17 protein-coding genes are annotated in these 21,931 nt (G+C 70.9%); 9 read left to right on the forward strand and 8 right to left on the reverse strand.

The features are described 5' to 3' along the window. Window positions 1-1,236, forward strand: coding sequence for a DUF4185 domain-containing protein (locus tag ACFCXS_RS30905; RefSeq protein WP_376646652.1), 1,236 nt, complete (start codon window positions 1-3; stop codon window positions 1,234-1,236). Here the strand turns inward: ACFCXS_RS30905 and ACFCXS_RS30910 are convergent. Further along, on the reverse strand, window positions 1,172-2,185 hold the full coding sequence (locus ACFCXS_RS30910) for a bile acid:sodium symporter family protein (RefSeq protein ID WP_376646685.1): 1,014 nt from the start codon (window positions 2,183-2,185) through the stop codon (window positions 1,172-1,174). The genes ACFCXS_RS30905 and ACFCXS_RS30910 overlap by 65 nt on opposite strands. A gap of 163 nt (window positions 2,186-2,348) precedes the next feature. Here ACFCXS_RS30910 and ACFCXS_RS30915 point away from each other — a divergent pair, with 163 nt between their 5' ends. The 3 genes from ACFCXS_RS30915 (at window position 2,349) to ACFCXS_RS30925 (ending at window position 6,325) form a co-directional block, all read left to right on the forward strand. Beyond that, window positions 2,349-3,227, forward strand: coding sequence for a LysR substrate-binding domain-containing protein (locus ACFCXS_RS30915; protein WP_376646653.1), 879 nt, complete (start codon window positions 2,349-2,351; stop codon window positions 3,225-3,227). Window positions 3,228-3,550: 323 nt separating this feature from the next. Beyond that, window positions 3,551-5,377, forward strand: coding sequence for an AMP-dependent synthetase/ligase (locus ACFCXS_RS30920; protein WP_376646654.1), 1,827 nt, complete (start codon window positions 3,551-3,553; stop codon window positions 5,375-5,377). 156 nt (window positions 5,378-5,533) lie between these two features. Further along, the gene (locus ACFCXS_RS30925) at window positions 5,534-6,325 is read left to right on the forward strand and encodes an aldo/keto reductase (protein ID WP_376646686.1); all 792 of its coding nucleotides are present in this window, start codon (window positions 5,534-5,536) and stop codon (window positions 6,323-6,325) included. Window positions 6,326-6,520: 195 nt separating this feature from the next. Here the strand turns inward: ACFCXS_RS30925 and ACFCXS_RS30930 are convergent, their stop codons facing one another. Both ACFCXS_RS30930 and ACFCXS_RS30935 read right to left on the reverse strand, forming a co-directional pair. Next, window positions 6,521-7,417 carry a class I SAM-dependent methyltransferase gene (locus ACFCXS_RS30930; protein WP_376646655.1) on the reverse strand — a complete coding sequence of 299 codons (897 nt, stop codon included), beginning with the start codon at window positions 7,415-7,417 and terminating at the stop codon, window positions 6,521-6,523. Between the two features lie 130 nt (window positions 7,418-7,547). Then, window positions 7,548-9,269 carry a glycoside hydrolase family 6 protein gene (locus tag ACFCXS_RS30935; RefSeq protein WP_376646656.1) on the reverse strand — a complete coding sequence of 574 codons (1,722 nt, stop codon included), beginning with the start codon at window positions 9,267-9,269 and terminating at the stop codon, window positions 7,548-7,550. Window positions 9,270-9,728: 459 nt separating this feature from the next. Between ACFCXS_RS30935 and ACFCXS_RS30940 the strand changes: the two genes are divergently transcribed. Both ACFCXS_RS30940 and ACFCXS_RS30945 read left to right on the forward strand, forming a co-directional pair. Next, on the forward strand, window positions 9,729-12,647 hold the full coding sequence (locus ACFCXS_RS30940; RefSeq protein WP_376646657.1) for a glycoside hydrolase family 48 protein: 2,919 nt from the start codon (window positions 9,729-9,731) through the stop codon (window positions 12,645-12,647). Between the two features lie 209 nt (window positions 12,648-12,856). Then, on the forward strand, window positions 12,857-15,508 hold the full coding sequence (locus ACFCXS_RS30945; protein ID WP_376646658.1) for a cellulose binding domain-containing protein: 2,652 nt from the start codon (window positions 12,857-12,859) through the stop codon (window positions 15,506-15,508). A 98-nt stretch (window positions 15,509-15,606) separates the two neighbouring features. Here the strand turns inward: ACFCXS_RS30945 and ACFCXS_RS30950 are convergent, their stop codons facing one another. Continuing rightward, a complete protein-coding gene (locus tag ACFCXS_RS30950) occupies window positions 15,607-16,350 on the reverse strand; it encodes a class I SAM-dependent methyltransferase (RefSeq protein WP_376646659.1) in 744 nt (247 codons plus the stop codon). 4 nt (window positions 16,351-16,354) lie between these two features. Next, on the reverse strand, window positions 16,355-16,660 hold the full coding sequence (locus ACFCXS_RS30955; RefSeq protein ID WP_376646660.1) for a 4a-hydroxytetrahydrobiopterin dehydratase: 306 nt from the start codon (window positions 16,658-16,660) through the stop codon (window positions 16,355-16,357). 127 nt (window positions 16,661-16,787) lie between these two features. Between ACFCXS_RS30955 and ACFCXS_RS30960 the strand changes: the two genes are divergently transcribed. After that, a complete protein-coding gene (locus tag ACFCXS_RS30960; protein WP_376646661.1) occupies window positions 16,788-17,594 on the forward strand; it encodes a helix-turn-helix domain-containing protein in 807 nt (268 codons plus the stop codon). On the opposite strand, the gene ACFCXS_RS30965 is transcribed toward ACFCXS_RS30960, so the two are convergent. Continuing rightward, window positions 17,576-18,001, reverse strand: coding sequence for a hypothetical protein (locus ACFCXS_RS30965; protein ID WP_376646662.1), 426 nt, complete (start codon window positions 17,999-18,001; stop codon window positions 17,576-17,578). The genes ACFCXS_RS30960 and ACFCXS_RS30965 overlap by 19 nt on opposite strands. Before the next feature lie 241 nt (window positions 18,002-18,242). On the opposite strand from ACFCXS_RS30965, the gene ACFCXS_RS30970 reads away from it, so the two are divergent. Both ACFCXS_RS30970 and ACFCXS_RS30975 read left to right on the forward strand, forming a co-directional pair. Further along, on the forward strand, window positions 18,243-19,106 hold the full coding sequence (locus ACFCXS_RS30970; RefSeq protein WP_376646663.1) for a helix-turn-helix domain-containing protein: 864 nt from the start codon (window positions 18,243-18,245) through the stop codon (window positions 19,104-19,106). Between the two features lie 132 nt (window positions 19,107-19,238). Next, a complete protein-coding gene (locus ACFCXS_RS30975; protein ID WP_376646664.1) occupies window positions 19,239-19,706 on the forward strand; it encodes a nitrate reductase molybdenum cofactor assembly chaperone in 468 nt (155 codons plus the stop codon). 16 nt (window positions 19,707-19,722) lie between these two features. Here the strand turns inward: ACFCXS_RS30975 and ACFCXS_RS30980 are convergent, their stop codons facing one another. Together ACFCXS_RS30980 and ACFCXS_RS30985 are read right to left on the reverse strand one after the other, a co-directional pair. Continuing rightward, on the reverse strand, window positions 19,723-20,856 hold the full coding sequence (locus ACFCXS_RS30980) for a LamG-like jellyroll fold domain-containing protein (protein WP_376646687.1): 1,134 nt from the start codon (window positions 20,854-20,856) through the stop codon (window positions 19,723-19,725). Continuing rightward, window positions 20,772-21,872 (reverse strand): hypothetical protein, encoded by a 1,101-nt coding sequence (locus ACFCXS_RS30985; protein WP_376646665.1) that lies wholly within the window; start codon window positions 21,870-21,872, stop codon window positions 20,772-20,774. Before ACFCXS_RS30985 ends, ACFCXS_RS30980 begins: the two co-directional genes overlap by 85 nt. Window positions 21,873-21,931: the final 59 nt, after the last annotated feature.

Below are 21,931 nucleotides of genomic sequence, written 5' to 3' on the forward strand. Positions count from 1 at the left end.
GTGCCCGACGACTCAGGAGCATTACGAGCACGACAGCGCACGGGAACCGGGATCGGCCTGCTGCTGGTCCTGGTTCTCGGCGCGGCGCTGATCGTCGCCCTGCCCGGCGACGACGGTTCGGACCACGACAGCTGTCAGGCGCTCACGGTCGGCTCGTGGGACCCGGACGACGCCCTCGACGCCGAGTTCGCCCGCTACGGCGACGACGCGAGCCGCACGGACGACTGGACCGGCGGCGACGGCACCCACTCGGTGCGGTTGCCGGACGGCCGGGTGCTGTGGCTGTTCTCGGACACCTACCTGGGCCGGGTGTACGGCCCGCCCAATCCGCACGGCGAGTCCCATGCCTGGCGGGACGCCGGCACGCCGCTGGTGCGCAATTCGGCCGTGCTGATGCGCGACGGCCGGCTCGAATCCACCCTGCCCGCGCCGCTGTTCGCCGACCCGGCACCGAACCGGTGGCGCTGGCCGGTCGCCGCCCGCGTCGAACCCCGCTCCCCCGGCTCCGCGGAGCAGGTCGTCCGCGTGCTGCTGTGGGTGCGCACGGCGGGACAGTCCCCCTGGATCTACGGGGTGCCCACCGCGACCGAGGTCGCCACGCTGTCGCTGCCCGAGCTGCGCCTGGAGTCGATCGTCGAGGTGCTCGGCCAGCAGTCGGTCCCCGACCCCTCCCGGCGGGTGCTGTTCGGCACGACGCTGGTCGAGGAGGACGGCTGGAGCTATGTGTTCGGCGGCGACGACGGCCGGGCCGCCTCCCGGCCCGCCTCGCACGCGTACGCGGCCCGGGTGCCCGAGGGCGCGCTCGCGGATCCGGCGGCCTGGCAGTACTGGAGCGGCTCGGCGTGGGTGCCCCGCGCCCGCCCCCGGCCGGTGCTCGGGGACGGGCGGCGCAAGGGCGTGGGCAGCGCGTTCTCGGTCGTCCGGGAGGGCGGTACGTACGTGCTGTTCACGATGGCCGCCGGCGCGAAGGGACTGACCACCGTGGCGTCCTACTGGGCCTGCTCCCCGGCCGGGCCGTGGCACGGTCCGGCCGAGGAGTTCGGCCCACCGCTGCCGCAGGGGCAGGTGGCCGCCTACAACCCGCAGGCGCATCCGGTGCTGAGCGGCGACGGACGGCTCGTGCTGAGCTACGACGTGAACTGGCTGGAGACGACGGGCGCCGCCGACCGGCTCAGCCGGAACGTGTCCCTGTACCGACCACGGTTCGTGTCGTTGCGACTGGCTGCGGTGCGGTGACCTCCGCCGCCGCCTCCCGTGCGCGTCGCTTCGCGATCACCGCGCACACGATGAGCTGCATCTGGTGGAAGAGCATCAGCGGCAGCACGGCGAGCGCCGCCTGCGCGCCGAACAGGACGCTCGCCATGGGGAGTCCGGCCGCCAGGGACTTCTTCGAGCCGGCGAACTGGATCGCGATCCGGTCCGCCCGGCCGAAGCCCAGCGCCTTGCCGCCGTACCAGGTGAGCAGCAGCATCACGGCGAGGATCACGGCCTCCACGACGGCCAGCGCGCCGAGGCGCACGGGGCTGACCTGGTGCCATATGCCCTGGACCATGCCCGCGCTGAACGCGGTGTAGACGACGAGCAGGATCGAGCCGCGGTCCACCAGGGCGAGGACCTGCTTGTGGCGCGTGACGAAGCCGCCGATCCAGCGGCGCAGCAACTGCCCGGCGACGAACGGCACCAGCAGTTGCAGCACGATCTTCAGCAGCGAGTCGGCGGAGAAGCCGCCGCCGCTGCCGCCGAGCAGCGAGGCCGCGAGCAGCGGGGTGGCGACGATGCCGACGAGGGAGGAGAAGGAGCCCGCGCAGATCGCGGCGGGCACGTTGCCGCGGGCCATCGAGGTGAAGGCGATCGACGACTGGACGGTCGACGGGACGAGGGTGAGGAAGAGCAGGCCCTGGTAGAGCGGGTGCGTCAGGATCACCGGCACCAGCCCGCGGGCCGCCAGCCCGAGCAGCGGGAAGACCAGGAAGGTGCAGGCCAGGACCGTCACGTGCAGCCGCCAGTGCCGCAGTCCGTCGAGCGCCTCACGCGTGGACAGCCGGGCGCCGTACAGGAAGAACAGCAGGGCGACCGCCGCGGTGGAGGCACCCGAGGCGACGTCGGCGGCCGGTCCACGCGCCGGGAACAGTGCGGCGAGTCCCACCGTCCCGAGGAGGAGCAGGATGTAGGGGTCGATCGGCATCCAATGCGGCCAGCGCAGGCGTTTCACGGTGCTCCACTTGCTTTGGTACTTCAGGTCGGTCCGGGGTCGTAGCGGCCCCCTTCCATCCTGCTTCCCCGACGGGCGATCGGGAATCCGGTATACCGCTCTCACTGTCATTGCGTTCCGCGATAACCTGGAGGGCATGTACGACCCGTCCCAGCTGCGCACGTTCCTGGCGGTGGCGCAGACGCTGAGTTTCACGCAGGCCGCGCGGCGGCTCGGGGTGCGGCAGTCGACGGTCAGCCAGCACGTGCGGCGCCTGGAGGACGCCACCGGGCGGACGCTGTTCACCCGGGACACGCACTCCGTGGAGCTGACCGAGGACGGCGAGGCGATGCTCGGCTTCGCGCGCCGGATCCTGGAGGTGCACGAGCAGGCGGCGGCGTTCTTCACGGGCACCCGGCTGCGCGGCCGGCTGCGCTTCGGCGCCTCGGAGGACTTCGTGCTGACCCGGCTGCCCGAGATCCTGGAGGGCTTCCGGCACGAGCACCCGGAGGTCGACCTGGAGCTGACGGTCGAGCTGTCGGGCACGCTGCACGAGCAGCTGGCCGCCGGGAAACTGGATCTGGTCCTGGCCAAGCGGCGGCCCGAGGACCCGCGGGGCGAGCCGGTCCGGCACGACCGGCTGGTGTGGATCGGGGCGGAACGCCTGCGGCTCGACCCGGACCGCCCGGTGCCGCTCATCGTCTACCCGCCGCCCGGCATCACCCGCGCACTCGCCCTGGAGGCCCTGGAGCGGCAGGGCCGCGACTGGCGCGTGGTGTGCACCAGCGGGAGCCTCAACGGCCTCGTCGCGGCGGCCCGGGCCGGTCTAGGCGTGATGGCCCACTCCCGTGGCCTGATCCCGCCGGGCCTGGTCCGGGTCCCCGACCGGGCGGGGCTGCCGGAGCTGGGACAGGTCGACTTCGTCCTGGTCCACGGCCGGCGGCGCCCCTCCGCCCAGGGCGCGGCCGACGCCCTGGCGGCGGCGATCCTGGCGGGCGGCGACCGGCTGCAGCGCAGCGAGCGCAAGGGACTGTGACCTGGCCGGTCAGTCACCTCCGACAAAAGCGGAGTGACGGAATCCGCCGCCGTCCCGCTGACAGAAGGGAGCCCCTTCGACGACGCCTCGCACACGGCCGGGCTCGTACAGATTCGGTGGAGATTACGGCACCGAAGCTTACTCAACCGTCAGGTTTGTGTCCGACCCTTCCCCATGTGAGCGCTTTTTCCCTCGCTGACCAGCGCGGACCGGAACGGTGTGCGCTTCCGTACCCCCTCCCGCCCCCCGGCCGGGTGGGGTAGCTTTCACGGCGCTGTGCGGGGCGTCACTCGACAAGAGCGCTGAGGAACGGGGAGCGGGGTTTGCGCGAGTTCACCAACCCTCCGTTGGCGTTGGCACCTCCGGTGGGTGGTCTGGCCGACGTGGTCTTCGAGCATGCCCAGGAGGACCCGCAGCACATCGCGCTGGGCCGCAAGGACGACTCCGGTGAATGGCAGGACGTCACCAGCGCCGAGTTCCGCGACGAGGTGCTCGCGCTGGCCAAGGGCCTGCTGGCGAGCGGTATCCGGTTCGGCGACCGGGTCGCGATCATGTCCCGCACCCGCTACGAGTGGACCCTCTTCGACTACGCGCTGTGGACGATCGGCGCCCAGGTCGTGCCGGTCTATCCGACGTCCTCGGCCGAGCAGTGCTTCTGGATGCTCTACGACGCCGAGGTGACGGCCGCGGTCGTGGAGCACGAGGACCACGCGATGACGATCGCCACCGTCATCGACCGGCTCCCCCGGCTTCGCCGGCTGTGGCAGCTGGACTCCGGCGCCGTGCACGAACTGTACGACGCGGGCGCGCACCTCGACGACGAGGTGGTGCACCGCCACCGGCAGGCCGTGACACCCGACTCGGTGGCCACGATCATCTACACCTCGGGCACCACCGGCCGCCCCAAGGGCTGTGTCATCACACACGGCAACTTCATGTACGAGGCGGACACCGTCATCGAGCGGTGGGAGCCGGTGTTCCACTCCCGGCGCGGCGACGAGGCGGCCACCCTGCTGTTCCTGCCGCTCGCCCACGTCTTCGGGCGGATGGTCCAGGTCGCCGGGATCCGCGGCAAGGTGAAGTTCGGCCACCAGCCACAGCTGAACGCGGCGGCCCTGCTGCCGGATCTGGCCGCGTTCAGGCCGACGTTCTTCCTGGCCGTGCCGTACATCTTCGAGAAGGTGTTCAACGCGGCCCGCCGCAAGGCCGAGAAGGAGGGCCGCTCCGGCCCCTTCGAGAAGGCCGTCGACATCGCGATCCGGTACGCGGACGCGATGGAGGCCAAGGCCTGGGGCACCGGCCCCGGACCGTCGGCGGGTCTGCGCATGCAGCACCAGTTGTTCGACAAGCTCGTCTACACCAAGATCCGCGCCGCGATGGGCGGCCGCATCAAGCACGCCATGTCCGGCGGCTCGGCGATGGACCGCCGCCTCGGGTTGTTCTTCGCCGGGGCGGGCGTGCACATCTACGAGGGCTACGGCCTGACCGAGTCCACGGCGGCCGCGACCGCCAACCCGCCCGGGCGCACCCGGTTCGGCACGGTGGGGCAGCCCATCCCGGGCATGACCGTGCACATCGCGGACGACGGCGAGATCTGGCTGCACGGCGAGAACGTCTTCCAGGGGTATCTCAACAACCAGAAGGCCACCGACGCGACCCTGCACGACGGCTGGCTCGCCACCGGCGACCTGGGCGCGCTGGACGAGGACGGCTTCCTCACCATCACCGGCCGCAAGAAGGAGATCCTGGTCACGTCCGGCGGGAAGAGCGTCTCCCCCGGCGTGCTGGAGGAACGCGTCCGGGACCATCCGCTGGTCAACCAGTGCATCGTCGTCGGCAACGACCGCCCGTACATCGCCGCCCTGATCACCCTCGACCAGGAGGCCGTGGAGCACTGGCTGGCCATGCGGTCCAAGCCACAGCTGTCTCCGGCGGAGCTGGTGCGCGACGCGGATCTGGAGACGGAGGTGCGCCGCGCGGTGGTCGCCGCCAACACCCTCGTCTCGCAGGCCGAGTCGATCCGCACCTTCCGCATACTGGCCCAGCCGTTCACGGAGGAACACGGGCTGCTGACCCCGTCCCTCAAGCTGAAGCGGAAGGCCATCGAGAACGCGTACGAGAACGAGGTCGAGGCGCTCTACCGGGCGTGACCTCCGCCTCGCGGGGCAGGTGTGGCTTCGGAATTCTCCCGTCAGGAATGCATCACCGCCCGTGATCGTTGACGATGGGAGCACACTGACCACTTACCGAAGGATCGAGAGCTCGTGAGCAAGGTCCCCCCGATCATCCTGAACAACGGCGTCGAGATGCCCCAGCTGGGCTTCGGCGTCTGGCAGGTGCCGGACGACGAGGCCGCGACGGCCGTCGGGACGGCACTGGAGGCCGGGTACCGCAGCATCGACACCGCGGCGATCTACGGCAACGAGGAGGGCACCGGCAAGGCCATCGCCGACTCCGGTGTGCCCCGTGAGGAGCTCTTCGTCACGACGAAGCTCTGGAACGCCGACCAGGGGTACGACGCCACGCTGCGCGCCTTCGACACGTCGCTGGAGAAGCTCGGCCTGGACTTCGTCGACCTGTACCTGATCCACTGGCCGACGCCGGAGCGGGGTCTGTACGTCGACACCTACAAGGCGTTCGAGAAGCTGCACGCCGACGGCCGGATCCGGGCCATCGGTGTCTCCAACTTCCTCCCCGAGCACCTTCAAAAGCTGATCGACGAGACGTCGGTCGTCCCGGCGGTGAACCAGATCGAGCTGCACCCGCATCTGCAGCAGGGTGCCTCCCGTGAATACCACGCGCAGCAGGGCATCGCCACGGAGGCCTGGTCCCCGCTCGGCCAGGGCAAGGGCCTGCTGGAGGTCCCGGCGATCGTGGCCATCGCCCGCAAGCACGAGCGCACCCCCGCGCAGGTCGTGCTGCGCTGGCACATCCAGCTGGGCAACGTGGTGATCCCGAAGTCCGTGACGCCGTCGCGGATCAAGGAGAACATCGAGGTGTTCGACGTCAGCCTCGACGACGAGGACCTGGCGGCGATCAGCGCCCTGAACGAGGACCGGCGCATCGGCCCGGACCCGGCGGAGTTCAACGGCGCCTGAGCGGCACGGGCGAGTCCGGGGCAGATCCCCTCGCGGGGCCGGAACCCCGGCAGCGCCCCGGGCCGAAGCCCCTTCGCGGGGCCGGAACCCCGCCAGCGCCCCGGTCCGGAGGCCCCTCATAGGGGCCCGGGCCGGGGCGCTGTCGTTCCCGATGAGCGTCGCCCACGGTCGGCTTCCTCGAAGGCGCTGGACCCGCTATGCGGGCCGGACCGCCGTGTGCACCGTGTGGGCCTCCAGGACGAAGACGTCCGGGCGGCGGTGCAGGCTCGCCGCGTCGTCGGGGTCGAGCAGGCGGTCGACGGTCGCGAGATCCTCGGCGTCGAGCTCCACGGCGAGCATGTCGCGCATGTGCGACAGCGACGCCACGACATACGCACGCGCCCGGTCCGAGGCGGGGGCCGGGAGATCGAGCAGGAAGCTGTGCGTCCTCGTGTGCTTGAGTCCCGCGGCCGCCAGCAGGGCCGGCCAGTGCTCCGTCTCGGCCACGTGCCCGGGCAGGTCCGTGCGCATCCGGCTGAACCACTCCGCCTCCACCGCGTCGATCCGCGCCTGGAGGCCGGGCCGGCCGATGCCGATGTCGCGCGGCAGGAACCGCAGCGGTAGGCCGCCCTCCATGAGGGCCAGCGTGCCGCCCGGCGCGAGCCGCTGCGCGAAGGCGGCCAGCGCGGCCCGCTGGTCGCCCAGGTGGTGCAGGCTCCGGCTCGCCCACAGCAGGTCGGCGGGGTAGTCCAGCTCGCCGAGCACCTCGGGCAGATCACCGGCGAGCGTGCCGAAACGGTCGGCGACACCCTGCCGCCCGGCCCGGGCCCGGGCCCGCTCCAGCAGCGCTTCGGAGCCGTCCACCGCCAGGATCCGCGCGCCCGGGAAGACCTCCGCGAACAGGCACGACACGACGCCCGGCCCGCTGCCCGCGTCGACGATCAGCCCCGGCTCGGTCACCTCCTGCGCCAGCCAGCCCAGTGCACGTTCGTACAGGGACGCGAACAGTTCCGCCGAGGACTCCAGCATCGGTCCCATCTCGGCCCAGTCGAGGTCCGTGTGGCCGTGGTGAGGGCCGTGGCCCCGCTCGTCGTCGTGGTGGTGGTGCCCCATGGTGGTCAGCCTCTCGCTCGGGTGCGGTCAGCGTGCACCGACGCACCGGGCGGAGGCCATTGCTGTTGCCGGTACCGCAAAATCCGCCGGGGCACGGGCCCCGGCGGATCAGCGGTTCAGCGGGGACGGGTCAGGACAGCGGCGGGTACGCGTTCTGCATCAGCTGCCGGAACTGGGCGGAGAACCACTTCCCGGACAGCGGCGCGTCCGGCAGGGCACCGGACATGTTGTTGTTGTTCCTCGGGTTGCCCGTGTAGGTGGGGTCGCACATGCGGTCGAAGCCCTTGCCCTCGTCGTTCGGGATCAGCTTGCTCGCCCCGTCGGACTCGCCCGGCGGCTTCATCCACACGTACGCGTCGATCCCCGCGGCCGGGGCGGCCTTCGGGCGCTCGCCGAGGCCCGCTCCGGACTGGTTGCACCAGTTGCCGGCGTTGAAGCGACGGTCGTACCGCCCGCCGTCGACGTAGGTGTCGACGCTGGTCGTCGCGCCCGGTCCGGTGGGCCGTGCGGTGCCGCCCCAGCCGTTGCGGGAGGTGTCGATCAGCATGCCGATGTTCGAGTTGAAGCCCGCCGAGACCAGCTGGCTGCGGAAGGCCTGGGCGTAGCCCAGCTCGTCGGTGTAGCGGTTCCAGTCGATCCACTTCGACTCGCGGACGGACTTGCCGGCCACGGTGTCGTTGATGGTGAAGTTGTTCTCCTTCAGGGCGCTGTAGTTCGCCGTGTTGGTGATGAAGCCGTGGACGTCGTTCACCGTGGCGCCCTCGGCGGTCGCCGCCTCCTTCATGATGGTGGCGGTGGGGCCGAAGTTGTCGTCCCAGCCGATCCAGCCGTGGTGCCCGGCGTCGACGTAGTTGTAGACGTTCGGCACGTCGCCGAGCTTGTTCAGCGCGTAGCCGACGCCCTTGACGTAGTTGCCGTTGGCCTTCATCACGTCGCACTGCGGGACGGCCGTCGGGCGGCTGCCGGTGTTGGTGACGAGGTTGGGCAGCGAGTCGATCTCGACCGTGGTGACGATCCGCAGCGAGGCGTACTTCGGGTCGGCGAGGATGGCCTTGATGGGATCGATGTACTCGGTCTTGTAGCGGCCGATCTCGTCGGCCTTCAGCTCGCCGTTGGAGGCGAGGGCGGAGCAGTCCCGGCCGGGCAGGTTGTAGATGACGAACTGGACGACGAGTTCGCCGGAGCCCTTCTGCTTCAGGGCCTCGTCGAGGTGGGCGCGCAGGCCCATCTTGCCGTTCGCGCCGTTGATGGCCGCGATGCGGTCCAGCCAGACGCCCGTGGGCTGGTTGGAGACGCGGCTGCCTCCCGGCTCGGCGGCGGCGTTGGCCGACCACTCCGGGTTCACGTACACCTTCGCGCCCTCGTACGGGTTGTTCACCCGGTTGGACGGGCCGCCCGGGTCCGGCGGGTCGGTCGGGCCGCCGGGACCGCCGCCGTCGACGTTGCAGGTGACACCGTCGAGGGTGAAGGTCGCCGGGATCGCGTTGCTGCCGCTGTAGCTGCCCTGGAAGCCGAAGCTCACCGACGCGCCGGTCCCCAGCTGGGCGTTGTACGTCTCGTTGGCGGCGGTGACAGCGGCACCGCTCTGGCTCAGCTTGGCGTTCCAGCCGCTGGTGACCTTCTGGTTCCCGGCGTACGACCACTTCAGCGACCACGACGACTTGGCGGCGCTGTTGTTGGTGATGGTCACGGCGGCCGTGAAGCCGGTGCTCCACTCGTTCTGGATCTTGTAGTCGACGGTGCAGGGGACGGCGGCGACGCCGGTGCCGCCCGGGTCGACGGCGAAGGCGGTGCCGGTCGCGCCGGCGACCAGAGCCATGGCGGCCAGTAACGCGGTTCTCGTACGGCTCATGAGTGGGGGTCCCTCTTCCGGTTGGGTTCCTTGCGATGTCCGCGGTTCCGTGGGGGGTTCAGAGGTGCGGTGCGTGCGGTGAGCCTGTGCGGGCATGCCGGGGCTGTGGGCGCCGTACGCGGCCGGCTGAGGGCGTCACCTGTCCGCCGCACGCGGCGCTCTCGCGCCGGCGGCGGCTCAAAGTACTGAACGCGGGGGGTGTCGCATGAGCGACTCCTTGCAGGTCGGGCGCGCCGTGGCGGACGCGTCGACTGATGGAACCGCTCCCACTGGTGTCAAGGAAGGTAGCGGCAAGTGACGGCAAAGAACAGGGGAGTTGCTGACTTTTGCTCAAGGCGGCGCGTCGAATCTTTTCGACTCTTCGAGGACCTTGACCGGTACCTGACGTATCCGCACTATGGGAGCGCTCCCACTGGTTCAAGCCTTGACTTCTCCGAGCCGCAAGGAGGAACCAGCACCATGCATCCCCCACCCCGGAGGCAAAGAGGCGTGCGGCGTCTGTGGACGGCCGCGCTCGCAGCTCTCACCCTTCCGTTGACGATGCTCTCCTCAGGGTCGACTCCCGCGCAGGCGGCCGCACTTCAGTGCAGTGTCGACTACAAGACGAACGACTGGGGCTCCGGCTTCACGGCCGAGCTCACCCTCACCAACCGCGGCACGGACGTCATCGACGGCTGGACGCTGGCCTACGCCTACTCCGGCAACCAGAAGCTGGGCAACGGCTGGAACGGCACCTGGTCGCAGTCCGGCCAGAACATCACCGTGAAGAACGCCTCCCACAACGGCCGGGTCGCGGCGGGCGCCGCCGTCTCCACCGGTGCCCAGTTCTCCTACAGCGGCACCAACACCGCACCCACGTCCTTCTCGGTCAACGGCACCAGCTGCACCGGCGCGCACCAGCCGCCGATCGCCGTGCTGACCAGCCCGAGCGCGGGCGCCGTCTACACCCAGGGCCAGGCGGTGCCGCTGGCGGCCACCGCGGCCGCCGCCGACAACGCCACGATCAGCAAGGTGGAGTTCTACGACGACACCAAGCTGCTGGGCACGGACACCAGCGCGCCCTATGCGCTGTCCGTCTCCGACCTGGCCGTGGGCAGTCACTCCCTGGTGGCGAAGGCCTACGACAGCATGGGCGCCTCCGCGGACTCCACCCCGGTCGGCATCACCGTCTCCTCCGGCCCGACCGTCGTCGCCTCACCGCTCCAACTGGGCGTCCAGTCCGGCAAGTCGGGCACCTACGAGGTGAAGCTGTCCAAGCAGCCGTCGGCCAACGTGACGGTGACCTCGGCCCGGGCGAGTGGCAACTCGGGGCTGTCGGTCTCGGCCGGCGCCTCGCTGACCTTCACGCCGCAGAACTGGAACACCGCGCAGAAGGTGACCGTGGCGGCCGCGAACTCGGGCACCGGATCGGCCGTGTTCGAGTCGACGGCAGCGGGCCACGCCAAGGCCTCGGTCACCGTGACGCAGCTGGCGGCGTCGAAGGTGTACGACGCGCGCTTCCTGGAGTTGTACGGGAAGATCACCAACCCGGCGAACGGTTACTTCTCCCCCGAGGGCATCCCTTACCACTCGGTGGAGACGCTGATCGTCGAGGCGCCGGACCACGGCCATGAGACCACCTCGGAGGCCTACAGCTACCTCCTGTGGCTGCAGGCCATGTACGGCAAGGTGACGGGTGACTGGTCGAAGTTCAACGGGGCGTGGGACCTCATGGAGAAGTACATGATCCCCACCCATGCCGACCAGCCGACCAACTCCTTCTACAACGCCTCCAAGCCGGCCACCTACGCGCCCGAGCTGGACACGCCGAACGAGTATCCGGCCAAGCTCGACACCGGTGTCTCCGTCGGGTCCGACCCCATCGCCGGTGAGCTGAAGTCCGCCTACGGCACGGACGACGTCTACGGCATGCACTGGCTGCAGGACGTGGACAACGTCTACGGCTACGGCAACGCGCCCGGCAAGTGCGAGGCGGGCCCCTCGGACACCGGACCGTCGTACATCAACACCTTCCAGCGCGGCGCGCAGGAGTCGGTGTGGGAGACGGTGCCGCAGCCGACCTGTGACGCCTTCAAGTACGGCGGCAAGAACGGGTACCTGGACCTGTTCACCGGTGACGCCTCCTACGCCAAGCAGTGGAAGTTCACCAACGCCCCCGACGCCGACGCCCGGGCCGTGCAGGCCGCCTACTGGGCGGATCTGTGGGCCAAGGAGCAGGGCAAGGGCTCGGCCGTGTCCGCGACGGTCGGCAAGGCCGCGAAGATGGGCGACTACCTGCGCTACTCCATGTACGACAAGTACTTCAAGAAGGTGGGCAACTGCGTCGGACCGTCCACCTGCCCGGCGGGCACCGGCAAGGACGCCTCGTTCTACCTGATGTCCTGGTACTACGCCTGGGGCGGCGCCACGGACACGAATGCCGGCTGGGCCTGGCGCATCGGCTCCAGCCACGCCCACGGCGGCTACCAGAACCCGCTGGCCGCGTACGCGCTCAGCAGCTACGCCCCGCTGAAGCCGAAGTCGGCGACCGGCGCGGCGGACTGGGCCAAGTCCATGGACCGGCAGCTGGAGTTCTACCGCTGGCTGCAGTCGAGCGAGGGTGCCATCGCGGGCGGCGCGACCAACAGCTGGGCGGGCCGGTACGCGACCCCGCCCGCCGGCAAGTCGACCTTCTACGGCATGTACTACGACGAGAAGCCCGTGTACCACGACCCGCCGTCCAACCAGTGGTTCGGCTTCCAGGCGTGGTCCATGGAGCGCGTCGCCGAGCTGTACCAGCAGACGGGGAACGCGAAGGCCAAGACGGTCCTCGACAAGTGGGTCGACTGGGCGCTGTCCAAGACCACGTTCAACCCGGACGGCACGTTCCGTATCCCCTCGACGCTGCAGTGGTCGGGGCAGCCCGACACCTGGAACGCCTCCAGCCCCGGCGCCAACAGCGGGCTGCGCGTCACCGTCGCCGACTACACCGACGACGTCGGGGTGGCGGCCGCGTACGCCAAGACCCTGACGTACTACGCGGACCGCTCCGGTGACACACAGGCCGCGGCGGCGGCGAAGAAGCTGCTGGACGGCATGTGGGACAACCACCAGGACGCCCTCGGGATCGCGGTCCCGGAGAACCGGGCCGACTACAACCGGTTCGACGATGCGGTGTACATCCCGAGCGGCTGGACGGGCACGATGCCGAACGGTGACGCGATCAACTCGTCGTCGACGTTCGACTCGATCCGGTCCTTCTACGAGGACGATCCGGCCTGGTCGAAGATCGAGAGCTATCTCGCCGGCGGCGCGGTGCCGTCGTTCACGTATCACCGGTTCTGGGCCCAGGCCGACATCGCCCTGGCCATGGGCTCGTACGCGGAGCTTCTCGAATAGTCCCCGCCGGGCGCTCCGCGGGGTGGGCGGTTCTTCGGCTGCGGGCCCGTTGTGGCTGGTCGCGCAGTTCCCCGCGCCCCCAAAAGACAGCGTCCGAAGCTCTGCGTGCTTGGCCCTGCACCTGACGCGGGGCCACCACGGCCGGGCGGCTCCACCCGCAAAGGGGCCGCCCGGCCCTCGCACGTCCACCCTCACGGAAGGACCCCACCGTGCGAAGAAGCCGTATCCTCACGGCCGTGCTGGCGCTGGCGGCCGGGCTGCTGTCGGGCGCCCCCACCGCCCTGGCCGCCGATCCCCCGGCGGCGAAGCTCGCCGCGGACACGTACACCTGGAAGAACGCCCGGATCGACGGGGGCGGGTTCGTCCCCGGCATCGTCTTCAACCGCTCGGAGAAGAACCTCGTCTACGCCCGCACGGACATCGGCGGGGCGTACCGCTGGCAGCAGTCCTCCAAGACCTGGACGCCGCTGCTGGACTCGGTCGGTTGGGACGACTGGGGGCACACCGGCGTCGCCAGCATCGCGTCCGACTCCGTCGACCCGAACCGGGTGTACGCGGCGGTCGGGACGTACACGAACAGCTGGGATCCGAAGAACGGGGCGGTCATGCGCTCCACCGACAGGGGAGCGAGCTGGAAGAAGGCGAACCTGCCGTTCAAGCTGGGCGGCAACATGCCGGGGCGCGGCATGGGCGAGCGGCTGGCGATCGACCCGAACCGGAACAGCGTGCTGTATCTGGGGGCGCCCAGTGGCAAGGGGCTGTGGCGGTCGACGGACTCCGGCGTCACCTGGTCGCAGGTCGCGAACTTCCCCAACGTCGGCAACTACGCTCAGGACCCGAGCGACACGAGCGGCTACGCGAGCGACAACCAGGGCATCGTCTGGGTCACGTTCGACGAGTCCACCGGCACCGCCGGGAGCGCCACGAAGACGATCTACGTCGGGGTCGCCGACAAGGACAACGCGGTGTACCGGTCGACGGACGCTGGGGCGACCTGGCAGCGGCTGGCCGGGCAGCCCACCGGCCACCTGGCCCACAAGGGCGTCCTGGACGCGAAGAACGGCTATCTGTACCTCGCCTACAGCGACAAGGGCGGGCCGTACGACGGTGGCAAGGGCCGGCTGTGGCGGTACGCGACGGGCACGGGGACCTGGAGGGACATCAGCCCGGTGGCGGAGGCGGACACCTCCTACGGCTTCAGCGGGCTGACCGTGGACCGGCAGAGGCCGGGCACGGTCATGGCGACCGCGTACAGCGCCTGGTGGCCGGACACCCAGATCTTCCGCTCCACGGACAGCGGCGGGAGCTGGACCAAGGCGTGGGACTACACGTCGTACCCGAACCGCGAGAACCGCTACACGATGGACGTCTCGTCCTCGCCGTGGCTGACCTGGGGCGCGAACCCGCAACCGCCCGAGCAGACGCCGAAGCTGGGCTGGATGACGGAGGCGCTGGAGATCGACCCGTTCGACTCCGACCGGATGATGTACGGGACGGGTGCGACGGTCTACGGCACCGAGAACCTCACGAAGTGGGACGGCGGAGGAAAGTTCGCCATCAGACCGATGGTGCAGGGGCTGGAGGAGACCTCGGTCAACGACCTCGCCTCTCCCCCGTCGGGCGCCCCGCTGCTGAGCGCGCTCGGTGACATCGGCGGCTTCCGGCACACGGACCTGACGAAGGTGCCGTCGATGATGTTCACACAGCCGAACTTCACGACGACCACGAGCCTGGACTTCGCCGAGTCGAACCCGAACACGGTGGTGCGCGTGGGCAACCTCGACTCGGGGCCGCACATCGCGTTCTCGACCGACAACGGAGCCAACTGGTTCGCCGGGACCGACCCTTCGGGCGTGAGCGGCGGCGGCACGGTGGCGTCGGCGGCCGACGGCACCCGGTTCGTGTGGAGCCCCGAGGGGGCCGGTGTCCACCACACGACGGGCTTCGGCACGTCGTGGCAGGCCTCTTCCGGGATCCCCGCGGGGGCGATCGTCGAGTCGGACCGCGTCGACGCGAAGACCTTCTACGGCTTCAAGTCCGGGAAGTTCTACGTCAGTACGGACGGTGGGGCGACGTTCAAGGAGTCATCCGCCGGTGGACTGCCCGGCGGCGACGTCCGCTTCAAGGCGCTGCCCGGCGGAAAGGGCGACGTGTGGCTCGCGGGCGGCGCGGCGGACGGCGCGTACGGGCTGTGGCACTCCACGGACGGCGGGGCGAGCTTCACCAAGCTCCCGAACGTCGAGCAGGCCGACACCATCGGCTTCGGCAAGGCGGCGCCCGGCGCCTCCTACCAGACCCTCTACACCAGCGCGAAGCTCGGCGGCGTACGCGGCGTCTTCCGCTCCACGGACAAGGGCGCGAGCTGGACACGCATCAACGACGACGCCCACCAGTGGGGCTGGACGGGCGCCGCGATCACCGGCGACCCACGGGTGTACGGCCACGTCTACGTCTCGACGAACGGCCGGGGCGTCCTCTACGGCGACAGCTCCGGCGGCGGCCCGACGGATCCGGGGCCCGGTCCCGACCCGACGCCGACCGGTGCCTGCAAGGTGACCTACACGATCACGAGCCAGTGGTCGGACGGCTTCCAGGCGGACGTCCAGCTCACCAACACCGGTACGAGCGCCTGGAACGGCTGGTCGCTCGGCTGGACCTTCGCCGACGGCCAGAAGCTGACCCAGGCATGGAACGCCGAGACGGCACAGTCTGGTTCCGCGGTGACGGCGAAGAACGTCGGCTGGAACGCGAACGTGGCGGCGGGGTCGTCGGTGAGCTTCGGGTTCACGGCACAACGGTCGGGCACGAACACGAAGCCGACCGCCTTCACCCTGGGCCGGCAGACCTGCACGGTCGCCTGACCGGGTGATGAGAGGGCGTGCACCGGACACGGTGTGCGCCCTCTTTGCCGTCCGGAACCGATCACGAACAGAAGACCCCGACCGTCAAGGACGAGGGTTCACCCGGCCTTCCGGAACGACCGCAGGCCGAAGACCGGGTCGGGGCGTGGCCGGTCCTGGTCGGGAAGGTGGGCGAGCCGGGTGGCGAAGCTGTCGGCGAGGGGGTCGCCGGGCCGCAGGGTGACGAACCAGCCCCGACGCAGGTCGGCGATCGTACGCCGGGGGCTGCGGCCCTGGCCGTGACCGGTGAAGCGGGCCTGCCCGGCCGGCAACAGGCCGTGGGAGGCGGCCGCGGACTCGACGTCCGCCGCCGCGTCCCGGACCGGGCTGGACGGCCGGGAGGACAGCACGACATCGATGTCACTGCCCACGTTGTGCGAGGCGGCCTTGTCGACCGTGGTGACGTAGATCCCGCCGGGGCGCAGCACCCGGGCACACTCGCCGACGATGGTCCGTACCTCGGCGGGCCCGGCGGCCAGGTGCAGCAACCACACGCTGCACACCGCGTCGAACTGACCGTCCCGGAAGGGCAGCCTGCGGCTGTCGGCGCGTACGACGGCACCGGGGAGCCGGGTGGAGGCCTGCCGGGCCATCGCGGCGGCGAGGTCGACGCCGGTCACCCGCATGCTGTCGCGGGCGGCGGCGATCCGGCGGGTCACGATGCCGGTGCCGCAGGCGACGTCGAGCAGCCTGCGGGTGTCCGGCGGCACGAGGCTCAGCACGGCCTGCGCGGCGGCGGCCGCCCGGGGCTCCCCGCCGCGCGAGGCGTCGTAGCGCTCCGCTTCCTTGTCGTAGTCGAGCACCCGGTCAGTGTGCCCCGTGCCCGGAGGCCAGGTCCTCCACCCTGCGGGCGAGCTCGAAGTCCTTCTCGGTGACGGCGCCGCCCGCGCTGTGCGTGTGCACGGCCAGGGAGACGGTGTTGTAGCCGAGCGTGAGGTCGGAGTGGTGGTTCAGTTCCTCCTGGACCTGGGCGATGTGCACGACCATCGCCGTCGCCGCGAAGTGCGAGCCGAGGCGGTAGGAGCGGAAGAGGCGGTCCCTGTCGAGCGACCAGCCCGGCAACTCGGCCAGCCGGTCCTCGACCTCTTTCTGCGACAGCGGTTCGACGGGCATGGGCTGCGCTCCTTCCCGGACTGCGGTGTCCTCGGTGTCCTCTCAGCCTGCCACACGGGGGCGGCAGGGGCCCTGGTCACAGAGGTGTGTCTGTCCGGTGCGGCCGGTTCTCGACTACGGTCCCGGCATGACCACTCACCCGTGCACCGCCGAGCAGGGCGTGGGCCCGCTGCTGCGGGCCTGGCGGGAGCAGCGGCGGGTCAGCCAGCTGGAGCTGGCCCTGCGCGCGGACTCCTCGGCCCGGCACATCAGCTTCGTCGAGACCGGCCGTTCCCGGCCCAGCGAGGAGATGGTGCTGCGGCTGGCCGAGCATCTCGAGGTGCCCGTGCGGGAGCGCAACGCGCTGCTGCTGGCGGCCGGTTACGCCCCCCGCTATCCGGAGACCCCGCTGGACGACCCCGCGCTGGGTGCGCTGCGGGAGGGCATCGAGCGGCTGATCAGCGGCTACGAGCCGTATCCGGCCCTGGTGGTGGACGCGCTGTACAACGTGGTGGCCGCCAACCGGGGTGTCATGACGCTGGTCGACGGTGTGTGCGAGTCGCTGCTGGAACCACCGCTGAACGCGATGCGGCTGGCCCTGCACCCGCGAGGTCTCGCGCCCCGCATCCGCAATCTGCGCGCCTGGCGGGGGCATCTGCTGGAGCAGATGGAGCGGCAGATCGCGCTGCACCGCTCGGAGCCGCTGCGGGCGCTGTACGAGGAGGTGGCCGCGTATCCCGTGCCCGAGGAGGATCCGGTGGACGAGTCGTCGGAGCCGGTTCCGTACTTCGCGCTGCCGCTGCGGATCGAGCACGAGGGACGGACGCTGTCGTTCATCTCGTCGATCTCCACGTTCAACACGCCGATGGACGTGACGGTCGCCGAGCTGGCCATCGAGACGCTGCTCCCGGCCGACCCGGCGACGGTCAAGTACCTTCAGGAGCTCATGCCCTGACGTGCCCTCAGGGACAGGTGCTGGAGGACGGCGAAGCCGGCCACGACCAGGGCCTGGAGCACCGTCCACACGGCGCCCGGCGTGCTCGGCGTGAGCCACAGCGCCAGGGCCACGAGGCTCACCGCCGCCCAGGCGAGGTTGGCCTCGACCACAGCCCGCACACCGAGCGCCGGCGGGTGCCTGCGGGCGGCCGGCAGGCCCACGCCCGCCGCATAGACGGCGAGGAACGCACCAACGGCCAGGAGCAGCGTGGTGTCGACCCCGAGGAACCGTCCGAGCGGGCCGGAGAGGGCCAGGTAGGCGAGCGCGTTGGCGCCGGTCACGGCCGCGTCGAGGGCGAGGAAGCGGCGCAGCATCGACTGCGGCTCGGAGGTCCGGGCGAGTGCGGCGAGCTGGATCGCGGACATGGGGAATCACCCTCCGTCGGGTCGTGGTGCGGCGACTGGGGCCGGTGCCCGGGCCGGAGTGCGCCGGCCCGGGAACCGGTACGTTCACGATCCCCGTCGGGTGGCGTACGGTCGATTACCCGTGGGGTAATACCCGCACCGCTCCTCCGCTTCCGGCGATCTTCTCGCTCCCGGCCCTGTCGTGCCGACGACCGACCGTGACAGACTGATCGCAGGCTTGGGCACGTTGGGGAGGCGTGGCGTGAGTGAACGGCGGGCCGCACCCACCGTGGGCCAGGTGGTCCTGGGCAAGCGGTTGCAGGAGCTGCGTGAGGCCGCGGGCCTCGGTCGTGACGAGGCGGCGAAGGTGCTGCGGGTCGCCCCGGCGACCATCCGGCGGATGGAGACCGCGGATGTCGCGCTGAAGATTCCGTACGTGCAGATCCTGCTGACGGCGTACGGGGTGGCCGAGGACGAGACCGCCGCCTTCGTCGACCTCGCCGAGGAGGCGAACCGGCCGGGCTGGTGGCAGCGGTTCCACGACGTGCTGCCGGAGTGGTTCAGCCTGTACGTGAGCCTGGAGGGCGCGGCCCGGATCATCCGGTCGTACGAGCCGCACTTCGTGCCGGGACTGCTGCAGACCGAGGGGTACGCGCGGGCCGTGCTGCAGACCGGCACCATCGCCAACGCCGGGCCGGCGGCCGTCGACCGGCATGTGTCGCTGCGCATGGAGCGGCAGCGGCTCCTGGACCGCCCGGACGCGCCGCACCTGTGGGTCATCATGGACGAGACGGTGCTGCGCCGCCCGGTGAGCGCGGACGGACGGGTGATGCGCGAGCAGCTGGACAAGCTGCTGGAGTACGCCGGGCGCGACCGGGTCACCCTCCAGATCGCCGAGTTCGCGGACGGCCCCCATCCGGGCACGTACGCGCCGTTCTCCCTGTTCCGTTTCGCCGAGCCCGAGCTGCCCGACATGGTCTTCACCGAGTACCTGACCGGTGCGCTGTACCTGGACTCCCGCAAGGAGGTCTCCGCGCATCTGGAGGTGCTGGACCACATGACGGCCCGGGCGGGCTCCGCGCAGCGCACGGAGGAACTGCTGCGGGAGTACCGCGAGCGCTACTGAGCGGCTCGCCGCCCGCGCGACGTCATGGGACGGGTTCTGACCCGTACGGGCGCCGCCGGCAGGTGTGCTTTCCGGCCCGCCCCTAGCGTCGGGGTGACGGGCGGGCGGTCAAGCGCTCGTGGAGGAGGTCCGATGCCCGGATTCGAGGTGCTGTACCAGGCGGCCGCGCTGTGCCTGATGTACCCCGACGACGACTTCCGCACCCGGCTGCCGCTGTTGCGCGAAGCCGCCCCGCAGCTACGGGAGTTCGCCGACCGTGCGGCCGTCACCCCGCCGAGGGAACTGGCCGCCCACTACGTCGAGGTCTTCGAGGCGGGGCAGGACCGCAGCCTGTATCTGAGTGTCTGGCGCGAGGCCGCCCCGGCGCCGTCGGAGGAGCTGTACCGCGCGCACGGCCTGGAGACCACCGGCGAGGAGCCGCCGGACTTCCTGCCGGCCGTCCTGGAGTGCGCGTCCCGCACCGGCGACACCGGGCTGCTGGCGGACCACCGGGACGGCCTGGACCAGCTCCGCTGCAGCCTCACCGACTTCGGCACGCCGTACGCGACGGTCCTGGACGCGGTGTGCGCGACGCTGCCGCCCGCGCACACCGGGGCCTAGGGGGACCACGGTCCGGCTAGCAGAAGCAGGGCTCCACACCCGAACCCAGGAACGGGATGTCGTCGTCGCTCAGAGCGCCGGCGAAGGCGTGCACCTCGTCGACATCGCCGTGCAGGTACTCACCCCACCCATCGCCCGTCCGGGCCCGGCCGATCTGGAGCGGGCCGGAACCGCGCCAGCCGTCGGAGAGGTCCACTGTCGCGTCGGCGCCGGCCCTGCCGTCGAGGTAGAGCTTGATCTTGTCGGTGGCGTCGTCGTAGACGACGGCGAGCCGGTGGCCGAGGCCCTCGCCGCCGTCCGCCATCTCCATCTGTGCCACCACACTCTCGGGGGCACCCCGCTCGTCCTTGTGCGGCATGACCAGTTGCCAGGCGTGCTGCTCGGGCTGGTAGCGGACCGTGAAGGCGTTCGTGTTCTCACCGGGCAGCGACAGCACGGTCATGGGGCCTTCGGGCTCCGCGTCCGCCAGCCGTACGACCACCCCGACGGTGAAGCTGTCGGAGGTGTCGACCACGGGCCCCTCGGCCACCGCGTGTCCGGTCCTGCCGTCGAGCGTCAAGTGGCCGTCTCCGACTAGCGGCACCGGCACCCGCGCGCAGTCCGGGTCCAGCCACGGCTCGCACGAGCTGTCCGGGACTCGGTAGATCGACGCACCGGTTCCCAGCTTCAGAGGCGCGCTGCCGTTCAGTTCGGGGCTGGTGCCGTCCCGGGCCGTCTCCAGCGACCAGTGGCCGCGCAACGACGGTTTACGGTAAGCCAGTTCGGCTGCCTCGTCGGGTACGACGACCCGGTCGTGGACCCTGACGCCGCCCAGCTCGCCGTGCCAACGGTCGTGATAGCCACTGCCGTTGCGGACGCGGCCGATCTGGAAGGCGCCGGCGGTGGCGGCGGGCGTGGCCTCGGCCGGGTGGCCTACCTCATCGCCGTTGACGTACAGCTGCGCCTTGCCGGTCTCGGCGTCGTACACGCCCAGCAGATGGGCCCGTTCGCCGGTCTCCGGAGCACCGCCCGACACCGTTGCGCCGCCGACGGTGAACGACCAGTCCGGGCTCTCGCCCCGGGAGCTCAGACCGAGAGCGAACGCGGCCGAATCCCCGCGTCCTGGCCTGCGACGGTCATGTTGCGGTCGGTCTCGGCCGGGCGGACCCAGGCACTGACCGCGAAGCTCTTGCGGGGGTCGGCGACGGCCGGGGCGTCCGTGGTGAGGTAGCCGTGGCTGCTGCCGTCCAGGGCCGCCGTCGCCGTGAGGCCCGTGCCCGCGGGGGCCGGGGCGCCGAAGGTGACACCGGAGCCGGCTCTCGCGTCGGTGCCTGTCTCCGCGTGGGCGGTCGTGGCTCCCTCGGCGTCGGCCAGGGGCCAGTGCGCCACGGGGGCGCGGCCGGCCTTCACGAAGAAGCGGTACGACGATTCGCCGCTGCTGCGTCCGGCACGGTCGAGGGCCCGGACGGTCAGTGTCTGGGGGCCCGACCGCAGGGGCAGGAACGGGATGGTCACGGGCCCACCGGGCCGCTCGGGACGGACGGTGCTGTAGGGGCCGCCGATGAAGCCGTACGCGTAGGCCACGACGTCGTCGGAGGGTGAGTCCATGGTGAAGTGGCCGTACGCGCCCACTCCGTCCATCCAGAGCACGTCCTCCGGGTATTCGGGGGAGGCGATCGTCGCCTTCTCCGGGTTGTCGTCGTCGTGGACGAACTCACAGGCCGAACCGGCGCCTTCGGAGCTCCAGGGGGAGTTCTCCTTGCCGTCGTTCGCGCGGACGCGCCAGGAGACGACGGTGTTCGGCGGGACGGAACCTTCCGGCATGTGCCACCGCTGCGGACTGCCCGACAGCGTCTCGAGCGTCGTGTACGAGCGCCGCTGTTCCACCCCGGCGGCGTCGGTCCACCACGCCTCGAACTCGCCCTTGACCATGTTGGCCTCGGCGGGGTGGTTGTCCTCCTCCGGGTCGTACAGCACCGCGGTGAGGACGGGCGCTTCCGCGACGTACGCCTTGTCGTCCCCCGTCGCGCACGCCTTGTACCCCGTCTTCAGGTCCTGGACGAGCGGCTGCTTCGGCGGCAGGTTGTCCGCGGCCCGTGCCACGCCGGTGCCGGTCGTCATCACGGCCGCCACCGCACACCCCACCGCCAGCAGTCTGTGCCCGCCGGATCTCTTCAGTGCGTCCAACTGTCCCTCCCCTGGGAACTTCCCTCGGCCCGCCGGTCACACGAGCCGCTGGAGGTTAA

Source organism: Streptomyces sp. NPDC056373, assembly GCF_042262425.1.
In the GTDB taxonomy this organism is placed as follows: Bacteria; Actinomycetota; Actinomycetes; order Streptomycetales; family Streptomycetaceae; genus Streptomyces.

Coding starts and splice junctions, on each gene's coding strand:
- ACFCXS_RS30910 (WP_376646685.1), bottom strand. CDS start 2,185: ATGCCGATCGACCCCTACATCCTGCTCCTCCTCGGGACGGTGGGACTC.
- ACFCXS_RS30915 (WP_376646653.1), top strand. CDS start 2,349: ATGTACGACCCGTCCCAGCTGCGCACGTTCCTGGCGGTGGCGCAGACG.
- ACFCXS_RS30925 (WP_376646686.1), top strand. CDS start 5,534: ATGCCCCAGCTGGGCTTCGGCGTCTGGCAGGTGCCGGACGACGAGGCC.
- ACFCXS_RS30930 (WP_376646655.1), bottom strand. CDS start 7,417: ATGGGGCACCACCACCACGACGACGAGCGGGGCCACGGCCCTCACCAC.
- ACFCXS_RS30935 (WP_376646656.1), bottom strand. CDS start 9,269: ATGAGCCGTACGAGAACCGCGTTACTGGCCGCCATGGCTCTGGTCGCC.
- ACFCXS_RS30940 (WP_376646657.1), top strand. CDS start 9,729: ATGCATCCCCCACCCCGGAGGCAAAGAGGCGTGCGGCGTCTGTGGACG.
- ACFCXS_RS30955 (WP_376646660.1), bottom strand. CDS start 16,660: ATGCCCGTCGAACCGCTGTCGCAGAAAGAGGTCGAGGACCGGCTGGCC.
- ACFCXS_RS30960 (WP_376646661.1), top strand. CDS start 16,788: ATGACCACTCACCCGTGCACCGCCGAGCAGGGCGTGGGCCCGCTGCTG.
- ACFCXS_RS30965 (WP_376646662.1), bottom strand. CDS start 18,001: ATGTCCGCGATCCAGCTCGCCGCACTCGCCCGGACCTCCGAGCCGCAG.
- ACFCXS_RS30975 (WP_376646664.1), top strand. CDS start 19,239: ATGCCCGGATTCGAGGTGCTGTACCAGGCGGCCGCGCTGTGCCTGATG.